Annotated in this window: 15 protein-coding genes and 1 riboswitch; of the genes, 12 read left to right on the top strand and 3 right to left on the bottom strand. The window is 35.7% G+C overall.

Annotation, left to right across the window (positions count from 1 at the left end):
- Positions 1 to 8: 8 nt before the first annotated feature.
- Entirely contained in the window at positions 9 to 1,016 is a 1,008-nt protein-coding gene (locus IGJ11_RS10890; RefSeq protein WP_034700625.1) for an RNA-guided endonuclease TnpB family protein, read from the top strand.
- Between the two features lie 311 nt (positions 1,017 to 1,327).
- Here the strand turns inward: IGJ11_RS10890 and IGJ11_RS10885 are convergent, their stop codons facing one another.
- Both IGJ11_RS10885 and IGJ11_RS10880 read right to left on the bottom strand, forming a co-directional pair.
- The gene (locus tag IGJ11_RS10885; RefSeq protein ID WP_010737158.1) at positions 1,328 to 2,149 is read right to left on the bottom strand and encodes an NUDIX domain-containing protein; all 822 of its coding nucleotides are present in this window, start codon (positions 2,147 to 2,149) and stop codon (positions 1,328 to 1,330) included.
- Positions 2,150 to 2,251: 102 nt separating this feature from the next.
- On the bottom strand, positions 2,252 to 2,530 hold the full coding sequence (locus tag IGJ11_RS10880) for a hypothetical protein (protein ID WP_341352323.1): 279 nt from the start codon (positions 2,528 to 2,530) through the stop codon (positions 2,252 to 2,254).
- Positions 2,531 to 2,961: 431 nt separating this feature from the next.
- On the opposite strand from IGJ11_RS10880, the gene metG reads away from it, so the two are divergent.
- The 7 genes from metG (at position 2,962) to ribH (ending at position 10,902) form a co-directional block, all read left to right on the top strand.
- Positions 2,962 to 4,971: a methionine--tRNA ligase gene (gene metG / locus IGJ11_RS10875; protein ID WP_010720780.1), complete on the top strand. Its 2,010-nt coding sequence runs from the start codon at positions 2,962 to 2,964 to the stop codon at positions 4,969 to 4,971.
- 933 nt (positions 4,972 to 5,904) lie between these two features.
- Positions 5,905 to 6,582: a DUF6338 family protein gene (locus IGJ11_RS10870; RefSeq protein WP_207431607.1), complete on the top strand. Its 678-nt coding sequence runs from the start codon at positions 5,905 to 5,907 to the stop codon at positions 6,580 to 6,582.
- A 12-nt stretch (positions 6,583 to 6,594) separates the two neighbouring features.
- The gene (locus tag IGJ11_RS10865; RefSeq protein WP_207431608.1) at positions 6,595 to 6,762 is read left to right on the top strand and encodes a hypothetical protein; all 168 of its coding nucleotides are present in this window, start codon (positions 6,595 to 6,597) and stop codon (positions 6,760 to 6,762) included.
- 566 nt (positions 6,763 to 7,328) lie between these two features.
- Positions 7,329 to 7,462, top strand: a riboswitch (FMN riboswitch).
- Between the two features lie 109 nt (positions 7,463 to 7,571).
- Positions 7,572 to 8,645 carry a bifunctional diaminohydroxyphosphoribosylaminopyrimidine deaminase/5-amino-6-(5-phosphoribosylamino)uracil reductase RibD gene (gene ribD, locus IGJ11_RS10860; protein ID WP_207431631.1) on the top strand — a complete coding sequence of 358 codons (1,074 nt, stop codon included), beginning with the start codon at positions 7,572 to 7,574 and terminating at the stop codon, positions 8,643 to 8,645.
- The gene (gene ribE / locus IGJ11_RS10855; RefSeq protein WP_207431610.1) at positions 8,630 to 9,250 is read left to right on the top strand and encodes a riboflavin synthase; all 621 of its coding nucleotides are present in this window, start codon (positions 8,630 to 8,632) and stop codon (positions 9,248 to 9,250) included. Before ribD ends, ribE begins: the two co-directional genes overlap by 16 nt.
- On the top strand, positions 9,247 to 10,422 hold the full coding sequence (gene ribA, locus IGJ11_RS10850; RefSeq protein WP_207431612.1) for a GTP cyclohydrolase II: 1,176 nt from the start codon (positions 9,247 to 9,249) through the stop codon (positions 10,420 to 10,422). Before ribE ends, ribA begins: the two co-directional genes overlap by 4 nt.
- A gap of 18 nt (positions 10,423 to 10,440) precedes the next feature.
- Complete coding sequence (gene ribH, locus IGJ11_RS10845; protein WP_207431614.1) at positions 10,441 to 10,902, top strand: 6,7-dimethyl-8-ribityllumazine synthase; 462 nt, start codon at positions 10,441 to 10,443, stop codon at positions 10,900 to 10,902.
- Positions 10,903 to 11,081: 179 nt separating this feature from the next.
- On the opposite strand, the gene IGJ11_RS10840 is transcribed toward ribH, so the two are convergent.
- The gene (locus tag IGJ11_RS10840) at positions 11,082 to 11,669 is read right to left on the bottom strand and encodes a hypothetical protein (RefSeq protein WP_207431616.1); all 588 of its coding nucleotides are present in this window, start codon (positions 11,667 to 11,669) and stop codon (positions 11,082 to 11,084) included.
- 172 nt (positions 11,670 to 11,841) lie between these two features.
- On the opposite strand from IGJ11_RS10840, the gene IGJ11_RS10835 reads away from it, so the two are divergent.
- From IGJ11_RS10835 to rsmA, 4 genes are all read left to right on the top strand, one after another.
- Positions 11,842 to 13,161 (top strand): APC family permease, encoded by a 1,320-nt coding sequence (locus IGJ11_RS10835; RefSeq protein WP_010720771.1) that lies wholly within the window; start codon positions 11,842 to 11,844, stop codon positions 13,159 to 13,161.
- Between the two features lie 162 nt (positions 13,162 to 13,323).
- A complete protein-coding gene (locus IGJ11_RS10830) occupies positions 13,324 to 14,100 on the top strand; it encodes a TatD family hydrolase (protein ID WP_010720770.1) in 777 nt (258 codons plus the stop codon).
- A complete protein-coding gene (gene rnmV / locus IGJ11_RS10825) occupies positions 14,093 to 14,659 on the top strand; it encodes a ribonuclease M5 (RefSeq protein ID WP_010720769.1) in 567 nt (188 codons plus the stop codon). Before IGJ11_RS10830 ends, rnmV begins: the two co-directional genes overlap by 8 nt.
- Complete coding sequence (gene rsmA, locus IGJ11_RS10820; protein ID WP_010720768.1) at positions 14,652 to 15,542, top strand: 16S rRNA (adenine(1518)-N(6)/adenine(1519)-N(6))-dimethyltransferase RsmA; 891 nt, start codon at positions 14,652 to 14,654, stop codon at positions 15,540 to 15,542. The genes rnmV and rsmA overlap by 8 nt, the downstream gene beginning before the upstream one ends.
- Positions 15,543 to 15,782: the final 240 nt, after the last annotated feature.

The raw sequence follows: 15,782 nt of genomic DNA, 5'->3' as shown, positions 1-15,782 counted from the left end.
AAGTGCTGATGCTAAAAGCCTTTAAATTCCGAATTTATCCCACGGCTTCACAAAAGCAATGGTTTGTTCAAAATTTTGGCTGTGTTCGTTTTACGTATAACCACTTACTAAAAGCCCGTCAGGAAAGCTACGCTAAAACAGGTGTCATCGATTATACACTGACTCCTGCTTCTTTAAAAAAGCAATATGATTTTTTAAAAAAAGCAGACAGCTTAGCGCTTGCGAATGCACAACTAAATCTAGATCGTGCGTTTCGTAATTATTTTAAAAAACGTGCCAGTTTTCCAAAATTGAAAAATAAAAAAAGTATGTGGCAGTCTTATACAACAAATAATCAAAAAGGCACTATTTATTTGAAAGATAAGTATCTAAAACTGCCAAAACAGAAAGAACTCATTCAGGTAAACCTCCATCGACCAATCGAAGGAGAGATTCGTTCAGCGACGATCTCCTCACGTTATAATGAAGCTTTTTATGTTTCTTTACTCTGTGAGGTTTCAGCGAAAGAAATAACAGAGTCTCGTCGTTGGATCGGTGTGGCTTATGATCCGCAAAAACTAATCGAGACATCCTCTCCAGTTGATGTACCATTACCATTGTTGAAAAAAACTGAAAAAGAAATGCAGCTGGCTAAGAGAAAATTAGGGATTAAGGGACGGGCAGCTCAGAAACGAAAAGCTCGTTTGGAACGATCGAAGAACTATCAAAAACAAAAGCGTAAAGTAATGGATCTTTATTTAAAACAAAAATTTCAAAAAGAAAATTATTTGGAACAGTTATCTGGCAAATTGATTCGTTATTATGACTATTTGTTTGTAGAAGCTGTCCCTAATGAAACTTTCTTGTCAGACTTCTCACTTCAAGATTGGTATAAATTAGTGACTAAGCTGAGGTATAAAGCAAACTGGTATAATAAAACGTTGATTTTGATCAATATGAATGAACAAACCGATCCTTTAGTGATTAAAAAAAGTCTAGAACTAGAAAAAATCGGGAAACAAGTGATTTTTGAATAAATGAACTGGTAGGAGCGCTAGGGATCGCCTTGTTGATAAAAAACACTTGCTGTTTTTGTTTCTAGGAATTTTCTTCTCAAGAAAAGCTCACTAATTATGATAAACCAAACAAAGAGGTAATGACCTTTCTGGCTAACCTCTAAAATAAGCCGAAGAACACCAAAAGCATTGCTTTTGTGTAATTCTTCGGCTTATTTATGAGAAGTATTTATCCATCAGATGGTCATTAATGGGTAATTGCTCAGGTATTTGCTGATTGCAGAAAAATCCAATAAAAATCTTTGGTATTTCAGCTTTCTGAAATCTTCACCTTATTCATAGTTTCCAGGCTTCAACTGATAAATCTTGGATGGACGCCCGATTCCTACTGGTCGTTCACCAATTTCATCAAAGTATTGCAGCATCGCTTTTTTGAAATTTGAATGATCAATCATTTTAAAATCGATCCCTAAAAATTTGGCAAATACTTTTCGGGCTTCTGTGATCGTAAAATCTTTACCTAATACTTGTAAGACTTGTGGTTCATGTTCCATTTTATTTGTCACTCGATTAAATGCTTTCGTAATGATCTCACTATGGTCAAATGCTAAAGTATCTTTGCCAGAAGATTCACTTGTCAGTAAATCTAAAGAAATAGCAACTTCATCACTCGTTAGATGGATTTTGTTTCCTTGGCGTGTCAAGGTAAACCATCGGACTTCTTCTGCATCGTCACCAGCAATCAACGGTTCTTCACCAATAAAAGCCAAGTAACTGACAGTCACGACCCAGCCTCGAGGGTCTCGGTTCGGTGTGCTGAAGGTGTGTAGCTGCTCAATATTTTCCTGAGAAATCACGACACCCGTTTCCTCTTTGGTTTCACGTAAGACACTTTCACCAGTGGATTCATTCTTTTGGACAAAACCACCTGGTAAAGCCCATGAATTTCGGTAGGGATGCCCTTTTCTTTGGATCAGTAAAATTTTTAACTGGTCTTCTTCCTTGTTGTAACACATCAACACGATATCAACAGTCAAAGAAGGTTTGTCATATTCTGGGCGTTCTTGCTTTTGATACCAGTCAAGAAAATCAGCTTCACTTGCTTCATGTTCATAATATAACTTTTCCTCTTCTTTAGAAGCAAATTGTTTCATCGTTTAACCTCCTGATGACGTTCTTGTTTAAATATACTTTTATCTTATTTTAGCAGACTCCAAAAAAAAACCAAAGTTTTCCTTGGAGAAAGACTTCTATACTTAGATAGGGAATAAAAACGGTAGGAGTAAATTGAACAAGAAGAAAAGTAAATAGATCAGTAACAGTTTTCTATTTTCTTCACGAAGCGTTACATACCCACAAAAAATGATATAAAAATTGAGAGCAAAACGAAAAACTTGGGTAAATAAAAGAAACTGATTCAAGCTTCCTTGGAGGTTAAAATAACCATATAATCGTATATAAAAATAGCTGAACAGCCAGTGTAACACTGAAAGCAGTGCAATACTGATTGTAAAATAAAGATGTTTTTTTTGCATAAAATTTCAGCCTTTCTTGGACAATGAACTGTCTATTAGTCGTAAACATAAACAACCTATTTCAGATCCACTTGCTTTTGGGTTGTTATAAAAAGGTTTATTTAGAAGGGAGAACGATGTATTCTTCCTATAAGCAGATATTAAGTCGAAGCTATGTTTCGTCAAAATAAAACAACGGAACTGCTACAAGATTCCGTGACATTGTGAGAGATAACCTACATGTAAACATGCTGCTTACTAAAAACGAAACTTACTGATTCCTAGGTTTCTTCTCACACACTATTAATTATTATAGCATGTTTTACTAGGAAAATAATAAAGAGGAAAGGCATTTGTTAGAGGGTAGCGAAAAAATCGTCGCAGTCTTTTTGATTTATGGTATACTAGCAAGGAAATGAATTCGCATCATGCGATAAAGGAGGAAGAGCCCCATGGCAGAAAAGGAAACTTTTTATATTACGACGCCAATCTATTATCCAAGTGGCAAACTGCATATTGGTAATTCGTATACAACGATTGCCTGTGATGCAGTTGCACGTTATAAGCGATTGATGGGCTTTGATGTGTTTTATCTAACTGGGGTGGATGAACACGGTCAAAAAATAGAAAAAAAAGCAGCAGAATTAGGTGTTGAACCACAAGCCTATGTCGATAAGATGGCTGCGGATGTGAAAAAACTTTGGAAAACGCTGGATATCAGTTATGACAAATTCATCCGAACAACGGATGATTATCATAAAGCGGCTGTTCAAAAAATCTTTGATCGTCTAGTTGAACAAGGCGATATTTATCTTGGCGAATATGAAGGCTGGTATTCTGTTTCGGATGAAGAATTTTTCACTGAAACACAATTAGCAGAAGTTTATAAAGACGAAGAAGGAAATGTAATCGGTGGGAAAGCTCCAAGTGGGCATGAAGTCGAATTAGTCAAAGAAGAATCTTATTTCTTCCGTATGAGCAAATATGCTGATCGTCTTTTAGAGTATTACCAAGAGCATCCTGAATTTATCCAACCAGAATCTCGTAAGAAAGAAATGATCAATAACTTTATCAAACCAGGGTTAGAAGATCTTGCTGTTTCCAGAACGACATTTAGTTGGGGAATCCCTGTGAAAGACGACCCTAAACATGTCGTTTATGTTTGGATCGATGCGTTATCCAACTATATTACTGCATTAGGTTACGGCTCTGATGATGATAGCTTATTCCAAAAATATTGGCCGGCAGATGTCCATATGGTTGGAAAAGAAATTGTCCGTTTCCATACGATCTATTGGCCAATCATGTTGATGGCATTAGATTTACCGTTACCGAAAAAAGTCTTTGGTCACGGTTGGTTGTTGATGAAAGACGGAAAAATGTCTAAGTCAAAAGGAAACGTGGTTTATCCAGAGATGCTAGTTGAACGTTATGGTCTCGATGCGTTACGTTACTATTTACTTCGTGCTGTTCCATTTGGTTCAGATGGCGTATTTACACCAGAAGATTTTGTTTCTCGGGTCAACTATGACTTGGCGAACGATCTTGGAAACCTATTGAATCGTACCGTTGCAATGATCAATAAATATTGTGATGGGATCGTTCCTGACTATGCTTCTTTAGTGACGCCTTTTGATAGTGAATTATCAACAACAGCTGCAAATGTCGTCGGACGATATCATGATGCGATGGAAAAAATGGAGTTCAATACGGCATTAGCTGAAATTTGGGTCTTGATTTCTCGTGCAAATAAATATATCGATGAAACAGAGCCATGGGTTTTAGTCAAAGACGAGGACAAGAAAAAAGAATTAGCGAGTGTAATGATCCATCTAGCAGAATCATTACGGATCACTGCGATCTTATTGCAACCGATCATGACAGAAACGCCAATTAAAATCTTTAATCAATTAGGACTAGACCCAGAAACGATGAATCTTCAAGGCTTGCACTTTGGCGAATTTCCTTCTGGAACAAAAGTAGTTGCTAAAGGTACACCAATTTTCCCACGGTTGGACATGGAAGAAGAAATCAGCTATATCCAAGCGAAAATGTCTGAAGGAACACAAACGAATGAAGAATCAGTGAAATGGGACCCCGAAGAAACTGAGCTTGTTTCAACTAAAGACAAACAAATCAAATTTGATGTATTTGAAAAAGTGGAATTAAAAGTAGCTGAAGTCATCAACTGTCAAAAAGTTGAAGGAGCAGATAAGCTATTGCAATTCCGTTTAGATGCGGGAGATAACCAAGACCGCCAAATTTTATCAGGTATCGCTGAATTTTATCCTGATCCAAGTGAATTGATCGGCAAAAAACTAGTGATCGTAGCGAATTTGAAACCACGTAAGATGCGTGGACAAATTAGCCAAGGGATGATTCTTTCTGCAGAAGCACCCGATGGCACGTTACAAGTAGTCGAAGCGCCAAAATCAATGCCAAATGGTTCAGAAATTGGGTAAGATGAACATCCATATGATTTAGGTCAATAATCAGTAAGCGTGAATGGTGAGCCAATCATCATAAAAAGTAGTGTAGTCAAATGATGTTGGTAAAGAATAATCTTAGAATAATTTGGACAGAAAGAAGAAATACTTCTTTCTGTCTTTTTTATTTGGTTGGTTTTATCGTGACGAATCATAAATCGTCACAATAATTGTCCTTCTAACAAATGATCCTAGAGGAGACGACAAATGACAATGTGGATATTCTTCGGGCGTGTATTGAAGAGTATCTTTGCCAATCAATTAAATTTGCCATTATATTTTTTTGGGTTAAATTATTTTCCTCAAAATAGATAATTAGGTTTAGAATATTTAAAGTCCTTCGATAAGCTGAGTATAAGACATTTTGAATCCTCCTATGAATTGGTTCGTCAAATTAATTCTAAAGGATTCCAGGTGTCTTTTTTACCCTTTTACATCATAAAAAAGATGTTGGCGAATTTCATCGACATCAAAAAGTATGGAGCATTTGTAAATTATCTACTCTAAAGAACATATCATTATTTTCCTAAGTATATATACGCTTAAAAGTTAATTTCACATTTATATTAGGTTCGTATGGTTCACTGTTTGAGACTCTATGTTCAAGTACTAAATTTTTCCACATAGCTATTAAGATGGTTTTATCTACCTGCTATCTTCTCTAAAGTATCTGTATAACTAAACACTAAAAAAATTAAAGGGTAGTATCTATTATGAGTGTAGCTATTTCTAATTTAAATATTTATTTGTTGAAAAAAACTTTCACTTATTCTCTAGTAAAGTTTTTCAAAAATAGAAAAGCGTATATAATAATGAACTATATAAATTTAGCTATAGTTCTGACTTTTATAAACCATTAATGTTATAATAAAATAATTGATGAATATTTACGAAAGAAAGTGACTTCAATTGATAAATTTTTCTGAAGAAGGATTAATTTTAGCTATTTCTTATTTTATTCCTGGATTTTTAATAAGTATGATGTTAATTAATGCTTTGTATTTAGAAAAAAGTAATGGCACGCTGACCATATATAAGTATCTGGTTTTTAGTTTAGTTAATATTTTCTTTTATAAATTAATTGATAGGATATATTACTATTTTGTTGGTGATTATTTATTTAAAAGTGAATCTTTAGTTTCTCTATTAAGAAATATAGTTCTACCAATAATTATTTCTATATCAATAATTAGTTTACTCAAAGCAACTTCCTCTAAGACATCTAATGATAAGCAAAGTATACTTTACAGACTTTTACGAAAAATTAAGTTATTATTGTGTTGGCTAGGTATTGATAAGGCATCGATTACCTCAAATTCCTGGGACTATATTTTTTATGAACTAAAGTATATGGGTGGCGGTTACATGATAGTAAAACTAAAAAATGGTGAAGAAATCTATGGACTGTTTTCAAGTAAATCATTTGCTTCAAGTGGAAAAAAAGATGGAGAAAATGATTTGTTTTTAGAGGAAACCTACAACTCATATAAATTTGACGAGTCCAATAATACTGGTGTGTATATTAGACAATCAGATATAATTTCGTTAAGTACTGATTTTAGTTTGCATTCTCAAAATAATGAATAGGAGATAAGGAAGATGAATAGTAATAGAAAAATAAAAAAAATTTTTTCGGAATCAGATAAAGTATATGATTTTGGCTATGAACATGTTGAAAAAAGAGGTTTTCAACCCATCCAAGGTAATTCCCATCTTAAAAAGCCAAGTAATATGAAACCTGCATCGTACCATAAAGATAACAAATAGGTTTAAAAATACTATAATTGTATAAACTGTTATTTTAAAAGTCCTAAAAATGACTGAAATAATTAGAAATTTGATATAGAAATTGAAATATTTAAATTATATTTACTATTTATTAGTAGTAAAATCAATAAAAAAGATTTATTTACTCGTAACGCATAGGTCTTAGGTTCGATCCCTATAGCTGGTATACGATAAAAGCAGTCATATCAAGGTTTTTACGCCTTCGATACGACTGCTTTTTGTTTTTGATGAAAAGGAAATGACTAAAAATGCCTACTTGCAATAATTTTATTCCAATTGTTCATTTTGATTAATTAATAAAACACGAAAATAAACAATTTTCAAAATTTTTACCTGCTTTTTCTTGATTATTTAAAACAAACCTTAATCATAGATAGAAAAGTTTTTTTATGCTCTATTAGTGTCCATTTCATAGACATATTACCGTATTCTATTCATACGATTCACACTAATTAACTGTTGATATTCAACCTACATTTTATTTTTTGTGTTTTTTTTTGAGGTTGACACAATTAAGCTTTAAGAATATACTCTAAACGAATTGAATATTTCTTCGGGGCAGGGTGTAATTCCCGACCGACGGTGACGAGTTTACTCGAAGTCCGTGACCCACATTTTTGTGGTTGAGCCAGTGAGAATCTGGCACCGACAGTTAAAGTCTGGATGGGAGAAGAAAAATCGACTGAAGATCGGTTTTATTTGTATTAAAATCGATTATCTTTAGGTTTATTTAGTTATGCCCTGTGATTAATTTCGCAGGGCTTTTTTTGTTGAAAGGGGGAATTGATATGCACCAGTCTTTCATGATGGCTGCGATTGAAGAGGCAAAAAAAGGAAAGGGAAATACCTTTACCAATCCATTAGTTGGAGCAGCGATTGTAAAAGAAGGAAAGCTACTCTCATTAGGTGTCCATTTACAATATGGCGAGTCCCACGCTGAAGTAAATGCTATTCAAAATTGTGATTCCCCCGAAGAACTGTTTGATTCAACTCTATATGTTACCTTAGAACCTTGTAACCACCAAGGGAAACAGCCGCCTTGTACGCAAGCTATTATTCAGTCTGGTATCTCAACGGTAGTCATAGGTCAGCTTGACCCAAATCCTTTAGTAGCAGGAAAAGGGAAAGAATTTCTACAAAATCATGGGATCAAAGTAATTGTAGGTGTGGAAGAAGAGAAATGTAGAGCACTGAACCCTTTTTATAACCATTTTTTTGAAAGGGATCGTCCCTATATCACATTAAAACAAGCTATTACACTAGATGGAAAGATTTCTTTAAAGGAAGGTTCGCGGTACTCAATAACAGGTACAGAGGCAATCTCAAGAGTACGGAAAGAGCGAGGAGAATATCAAGGAATCGTAGTGGGAAGCGAAACCGTTCTAGTTGATAACCCTATTTTGTTGCCTGATGTCGTAACTAACTTTCCACCAGTGCGCATTGTTTTGGATCGTAGAGGGCGGATTCTTAAAAATCCTAAACTCAATCTTTTTCAAACGACAACAAATCCAGTATGGATATTTACGGAAAACCCTAAGCTAAAGGAGCTGTTTCCCCATGTAACTATTTTTTATACGCCTAAGTTTTCTTTTACCTTCTTTATTGAGACCATGAGAAAAAGAGGTGTTCAGTCGCTGTATATAGAAGGTGGAGCGAAAATTCATGATGCTTTTTTAGCAGAAAATCTCTGGGATGAAGTCATCAGTTATATTGCGCCCAAACTTTTTGGTGGAAAAAGTCCGATGTCCTTTCATAGTGAACGTTTAGTTTCTAAAGAACAACAATTAGTATTTTTGGAAGTTGAACAGCTTGGAAAAGACATTCGAGTTAGGGGGAAACGAAAGCAATGTTCACAGGATTAATCGCCGAGCAAGGAAAAGTCAAAGAAATTAGACGAAACCAACAAATGATCCAACTCACTTTCCAAGCTTCAAACAGTATACTAAGTGATTACAAAATTGGAGATAGCATGGCAGTCAATGGCGTGTGTTTAACTGCTATTGAGGTTTCAAGCACATTTTTTAAAGCTGAAATAATGCCTGAAACTTTTAAACGGACTACTTTCTCCACCGTAAAAGTTGGAGAGAGGGTAAATCTAGAACGAGCAGTTTTGATGACGCAACGCTTTGAAGGACATTTTGTTTCGGGACATATTGATACTGTTACAAGATTGATCAAGAAAATAGAGAATCAAAACGCATTAATTTTGACGTTTGCTTATCCAACCAAATATGCAGGTGAAATCATTCCGCAAGGATCAATTGCAATTAATGGAGTAAGTTTAACGGTTACGGAAACAACAACAGCAAGCTTTTCTGTTAGTCTGATTCCACATTCCAAATCCTTAACAAATCTGGGGAATTTAGGTGTAGGACATCTTGTGAATATAGAAACGGATATCGTTGGGAAATATGTAAAGGCACAGAGAAATAAATTTGAAATGTACAAGGAGAAGGACTTACGATGAGTAATATTACTGAAGCAATAAAGACCTTGAAAAAGGGCGGATTAATCATTGTAGCTGATGATGAAGATAGAGAATCAGAAGGAGATTTGGTTGGTTTAGCCGAATATGTGACACCTGAGGCAGTAAATTTCATGACCAAATTTGGTCGAGGATTAATCTGTGTGCCAATATCGAAGAAGATTGCGCAACACTTATCTTTAGAAGAAATGACAACTCATAATACTGATGCGTTTGGTACAGCTTTTACGATTAGTGTGGATCATAAACATACGAAGACTGGTATTTCAGTATTTGATCGAGCTACTTCCATTAAAGCATTGGCTGATCCTCATTCGAAAACAAGTGATTTTCTTAGACCAGGACATATTTTTCCTTTGATTAGTGTAGATGGCGGAACGCTTATACGTCGAGGACACACCGAAGCTGCAATTGATTTAGCCAAATTAGCTAATAGTGTAGAGGCTGCTTATATTTGTGAGATTCTGAAAGAAGATGGAACGATGGCAAGAATGAAAGATCTGACCCGTTTATCTGAAGAATGGCAATTACCTTTAATTACGATTGATGAGTTGGTAAATTATTTAGAAGAAAATAGTCATATAACCGTAAATTTACCAACAGATTATGGTGATTTCAAATTGACTATTTATGAAGACGGAGAAAAACGGGAGCATCTATTGTTAACAAAGGGAGATATTCAAAATAGTCAGTTTCCTACATTAGTCCGAGTTCATTCGGAATGTCTAACTGGTGATGTCTTCGGGTCTCAGCGTTGCGATTGTGGGGAACAGTTACATGAAGCGATGAGAATGATCAAGGAAGAGGGGACTGGAGCTATTCTTTATCTTCGTCAAGAAGGCCGCGGAATCGGATTGAGGAATAAGTTAAAAGCGTATCAATTGCAGGAAAAAGGATTGGATACTTATGAAGCAAATACTGAATTGGGCTTTGCTCCGGATGAACGGGATTATCACTTTGCAGCAGAAATTTTAAAATCAATTGGTGTAACGTCCATTCGTTTACTTACAAACAATCCCGATAAAGTAATAGAGTTACAACAAGATGGAATTACGATTGTCAATAGGGTACCAATTGAAACCGTTCCGAAAAAGGAAAACCAAGCCTATTTAAAAACAAAAAAAGATAAGTTTCACCATTACTTATCAGTATAAAAATAAAGGAGCAAGAAAATGACAATTTTTGAAGGAAATTATTCTCCAAAAGATATTCGAATCGGAATTGTAGTCGCGCGTTTTAATGAATTTATCAATCAAAAATTATTACAAGGAGCTTTGGATAATTTAAAAAGGCACGGTGTGAAAGAAGAACAAATTGATATTTATTGGGTACCAGGAGCTTTTGAAATTCCTTTTATTACCAAAAAGCTCAGCAAAAAGGACAATTACGATGGGTTGATTACGTTGGGGACAGTTATCAGAGGTGCAACTACTCATTATGAATTGGTTTCCAATGAGGTAGCCAAAGGAGTCGCACATATTAACCTGGAGTCCAATATTCCAGTGATGTTCGGGGTATTAACCACGGAATCCATTGAACAAGCAATTGAACGAGCAGGGACGAAAGCAGGGAATAAAGGCAGTGAAGCTGCGCAAGGGTTAATTGAGATGATTTCTCTTTCACAACAAATTTAAGAATTCCTATTTTTTAGAGTATGATGAGTTTACTGTGTAAATAGCATTCTTCAGTTTACTAAATGTAACAAACGTAAATATTAATCTTAGTATGTTTTGCTTGAAATAGATACATTAAAGCGACCACCTAAAGTTAGACCAAAAAATCTAACTTTAGGTGGTCGCTATACAAATTGACACTATTTTTTTGAGGGGATTTTTTTGAATCGCTCTTTTAAACGAGTTGGTAACAAGAAACTTAAAAGAGTAAAAGGTATCGATACAATGTACCAAAAAATCGTTCGGCCAATCCCATAGCGTTGGTAAAGTTTTTGCAACATCAAATGGAGTAGCACTAACCCAGCGAATAAACTGCTATATAGGAACCAAGGATTATCGAGCTGTGAGAGCGTCCTTAACGACATGATCGTTGCAGGGTAAAAATAAAAGAAACCAGCAACTAAAGTGACTCGCCAATTTTTGGTGAAAGTACTGAGATTCAATAGAAAGAAAAGCGCAGATAAAATGATACCTAGAGGAGGAAAAAGGCTGATTAAAAAAGCATAAATGGCTCCCCATATAATCATTCCGGGACCTTTGATCAGTGCAACTAGCAGAATCAAGCTAAACAACAAAAGCAACTGTTGAGTGAAAGTAGCAAGAATGAATGTCCCGAACAAAATCAGCGTGAACCAATGCCAAAGTGATTGTTGTTGTGATTTTCTGGAAATGGCAAAATGATCCTTTAGGAAAGATGCCAGTTTTGGGTAAGAACGATTAAATTCCATAATTGGTCCTCCTTTATCTAACCTACATTAATTATAATTGAGGTGAATGGAGGATTCATAGGTCTAAGGTGGTATCTTTCAATAAATTTACTGAAAAAAATGATGGTAAAACAAAATATTCTCCGTTATACTGAAAATTATATTAAAAACTGCGGGGAAAAGGGGAATGTGAATGAAAGGCAAGTTAAAACGAGAGATCAACTTATTTGGCGCATTAGCAACTGTTATGGGAACTGTAATTGGGGCAGGAGTTTTCTTTAAAACAGCGGCTGTTACGGCAAGTACACAATCGACTAGTTTGACCTTATTGGCATGGCTATTAGGAGGATTTTTAACGATCTGTGCTGGTCTAACGGTAGCTGAGTTGGCAACTGCGATCCCAGAAACGGGTGGTGCAGTCAAATATATTGAAGCCGCTTATGGAAAATTACCGAGCTTTTTACTGGGTTGGTCCCAAAGCTTGATTTATTTTCCAGCGAATATTGCGGCGCTTTCGATTATTTTTGCGACACAAATGACGAACTTATTACAAATATCTACGGATTATCTTCTATTAATTGCGATTATTACTGCTATTTCTGTTACTGGTTTGAATTTACTAGGAACAAAAGTGGGTACGACTGTCCAGTCTGCGACACTGATTATCAAATTGATTCCATTAGCTGTCATCGTTATTTGGGGACTGTTGACACCAGGTAGTGGAACGATCCAACTATTCCCATTCGAAGCAGGGAAAGATGTGTCTTTTGCAGAAGGCTTGAGTAGTGCTTTACTAGCAACTTTATTCGCTTATGATGGCTGGCTTGGTGTCGGTGCAATGGCGGGGGAAATGAAACGTCCCGAAAAAGATTTACCTAAAGCAATTATTTTAGGGTTAAGTTTTGTAACAGTGGTTTACTTATTGATCAACTTTGTTTTCTTAAAAACTCTGCCAATTGATCAGATTGCAGGTAACCTTAATGCAGCATCTGATGCATCAGCGGTTATTTTTGGAAATATCGGTGGAAAGATCGTGACAATCGGTATCTTGATTTCTGTTTATGGGGCACTGAATGGGTACACGTTGACCGGAATCCGTATTCCTTATGCGATGGCTTTGGAAGGTGAGTTACCTTTTAGTAAACAGTTAACGAAATTATCAAAAAAATTCACAGTGCCATATGTTCCAGCACTTTTTCAATTAGTGATTGCGTGCATTATGATGAGTTTAGGTTCATTCGACTTTTTAACTGATATGCTAATTTTTGTTATGTGGCTGTTTAGCTTATTGATATTTATCGGTGTATTTGTTTTAAGAAAAAAACAACCAGACTTACCAAGACCATACAAAGTACCTTTGTATCCCGTGATTCCATTGATTGCAATTTTTGGCGCTGTCTTTATTTTAGGGATGACTTTATTTACTCAAACAGCTTTGGCAATGATCGGGATCGTTGTCACATTACTAGGTATCCCAGTGTATTATTACAAGAAAAAACAAGACGAGCGTTAATTTAATAGTCATGTAAAAGGACTTAAGAGAGGAAACTTGCTTAAGTCCTTTTATTTACAACTAGAAATTTGCATTTCAATAAATTTGACCTGATTTTCGTCTTTCCTACTTCTGCCATAGCCACTTATATGCTAAAGTAATGAAGAAAAGGAGCGATAAAAAATGATATTTGATTCTCATACCCATTTGAATGCGGAACAATTTAATGATGATATTCCTGAAACTATTGAACGGGCCAAAGAGTTGGGCGTGACAAAAATGGCGGTAGTAGGTTTCGATACCCCAACGATCGAAAAATCATTACAGCTTAGTCACGATTATTCAAACATATATAGTATTATTGGTTGGCATCCTACTGAAGCAGGAAGTTATACTAAAGACGTTGAGAAAAAATTACAAGAGCAATTAACGATGCCGAAAGTGGTAGCGTTAGGTGAAATCGGCTTAGATTATTACTGGATGGAAGATCCGAAAGAAGTGCAAGCTGAAGTTTTTCGTAGACAAATTGCGATTGCGAAAGAAATGAATCTGCCGATCAGTATCCATACCAGAGAAGCGTTAGCAGATACTTATCAAATTTTAAAAGAAGAAGATATTCGTGATATTGGTGGAATCATGCACAGTTTTAGTGGCGATTTTGAATGGGCCAAACGATTTCTTGATTTAGGAATGCACATTTCATTTAGTGGGGTCGTGACTTTCAAAAAAGCGCAAGATGTTCAAGAAGCAGCCACTCATGTTCCACTCGATCGATTGCTAGTAGAAACGGATGCGCCTTACTTAGCTCCAGTACCTTATCGTGGGAAACGAAACGAGCCAGGTTATACCCGTTATACAGTTGAAAAAATTGCCGAATTACGTAATCTTCCGGTAGAAGAAGTGGCGCTCCAAACTTGGAAAAATGCTCATCGTCTATTTAGGATCGCTGAAAATGACTAAATTAAAAATCCAAGAAATTGTAGTCGTTGAGGGAAAAGACGATACTAGAAGACTCCAAGAAGTAGTCGACGTCGACACGATCGAAACGATTGGTTCAGCGATCAATGATGAAATACTCATGCAGATTGAACATGCGCAGGAAACACGTGGTGTGATCATCTTTACCGATCCTGATTTTTCGGGCGAGAAAATCCGCAAGACGATCATGGAAGTCGTTCCTCAGGCAAAACATGCTTTCTTACCTCGTCAGCAAGCACGTCCCAAAAAACAAGGAAGTCTTGGCGTTGAACATGCTAGTGACGAGGCCATCTTAGAAGCATTAAAAAAAGTAATCACCCCATCTTTTGAGGAAGACGAAACGGAAATTACTAGACAAGTGTTGATTTCTCATGGTTTAATAGCGGGAGCACAAGCAAAAGAAAAACGTGAAAAATTAGGGGACGAATTAAGAATTGGTTATACCAATGGGAAACAACTGGAGAAGCGTTTAAAAATGTTTCGGATCACACCAGAGGAATTTGCCCAAGCAATGAAAAAAGTGGAGGAACAACATGAGTGAACAGCGTGATATTGCGACACCTTCTAGAACAAAAGAAATCTTATTGAAACATGGATTTTCATTTAAAAAAAGTTTAGGTCAAAATTTTTTGACTGAGCCAAATATCTTAAGAAAAATCGTGGAAACTGGCGAAATCGATCAACAAACAAATGTCATCGAAGTTGGTCCAGGTATTGGAGCGTTGACGGAACAACTAGCACGTAATGCCAATCAAGTCGTTGCCTTTGAAATCGATGATCGCTTGATTCCTGTGTTAAAAGATACGTTAGCTCCTTATCCTAATGTGACTGTTGTTCATCAAGATATTTTAAAAACTAATTTAGATCAGGCAGCAACAACCTATTTTGAACAAGATTTACCGATCAAAGTTGTTGCAAATTTACCTTATTATATTACGACACCGATCATGATGCATTTCTTAGAATCAGATCTGCAAGTAGAAGAAATGGTTGTGATGATGCAAAAAGAAGTTGCTGATCGTATTTCTGCAAATCCCGGTACAAAAGCATATGGCTCATTATCAATCGCTGTACAGTATTATATGGAAGCATCTGTTGCTTTCATCGTACCTAAGACTGTTTTTGTTCCACAACCGAATGTCGATTCAGCTATCTTGAAACTAACCAGAAGAAAGCAACCAGCTGTAGCGGTTACTGATGAAAAGGCATTTTTCCGATTGACAAAAGCAGCGTTTCAGCAACGAAGAAAAACATTATGGAATAACTTACAATCTTCATATGGCAAAGATGAAGCAACGAAAGCTTGGTTAACGACTAGTTTAGAAAAAGCTAACATCGATCCTAAACGTCGTGGAGAAACCCTCTCATTAGCCGAATTTGCTGCATTAAGTAATGCAATGGAAGAGCTGAGCGAGAAAAATTAAGTTCTAATATAATTCAATAAAGAAAGCAAAACGCCTAAAAGTCTAGCATACTAGCTTTTAGGCGTTTTGTTTATCTAAGTTCAGGATAGTCATCACTAATTGAAAAAATAAGTAAATGACTCCTGTAGCCCGATTCCTGTAATCTCAGTTTAAGATCATAATCGTTCATGTATTTAAGAATGGCTAACGGTTTAGACCGAAAAATAGTTTCTTATGAAAATAAATTTTTTTAGAATAAAA

The sequence above is a fragment of the Enterococcus sp. DIV0691 genome (assembly GCF_051711145.1).
GTDB lineage: Bacteria > Bacillota > Bacilli > Lactobacillales > Enterococcaceae > Enterococcus_B > Enterococcus_B hirae.
Note: the sequence above shows the minus strand (reverse complement) of the source record. Positions and strands in the feature narration are given on the sequence as shown.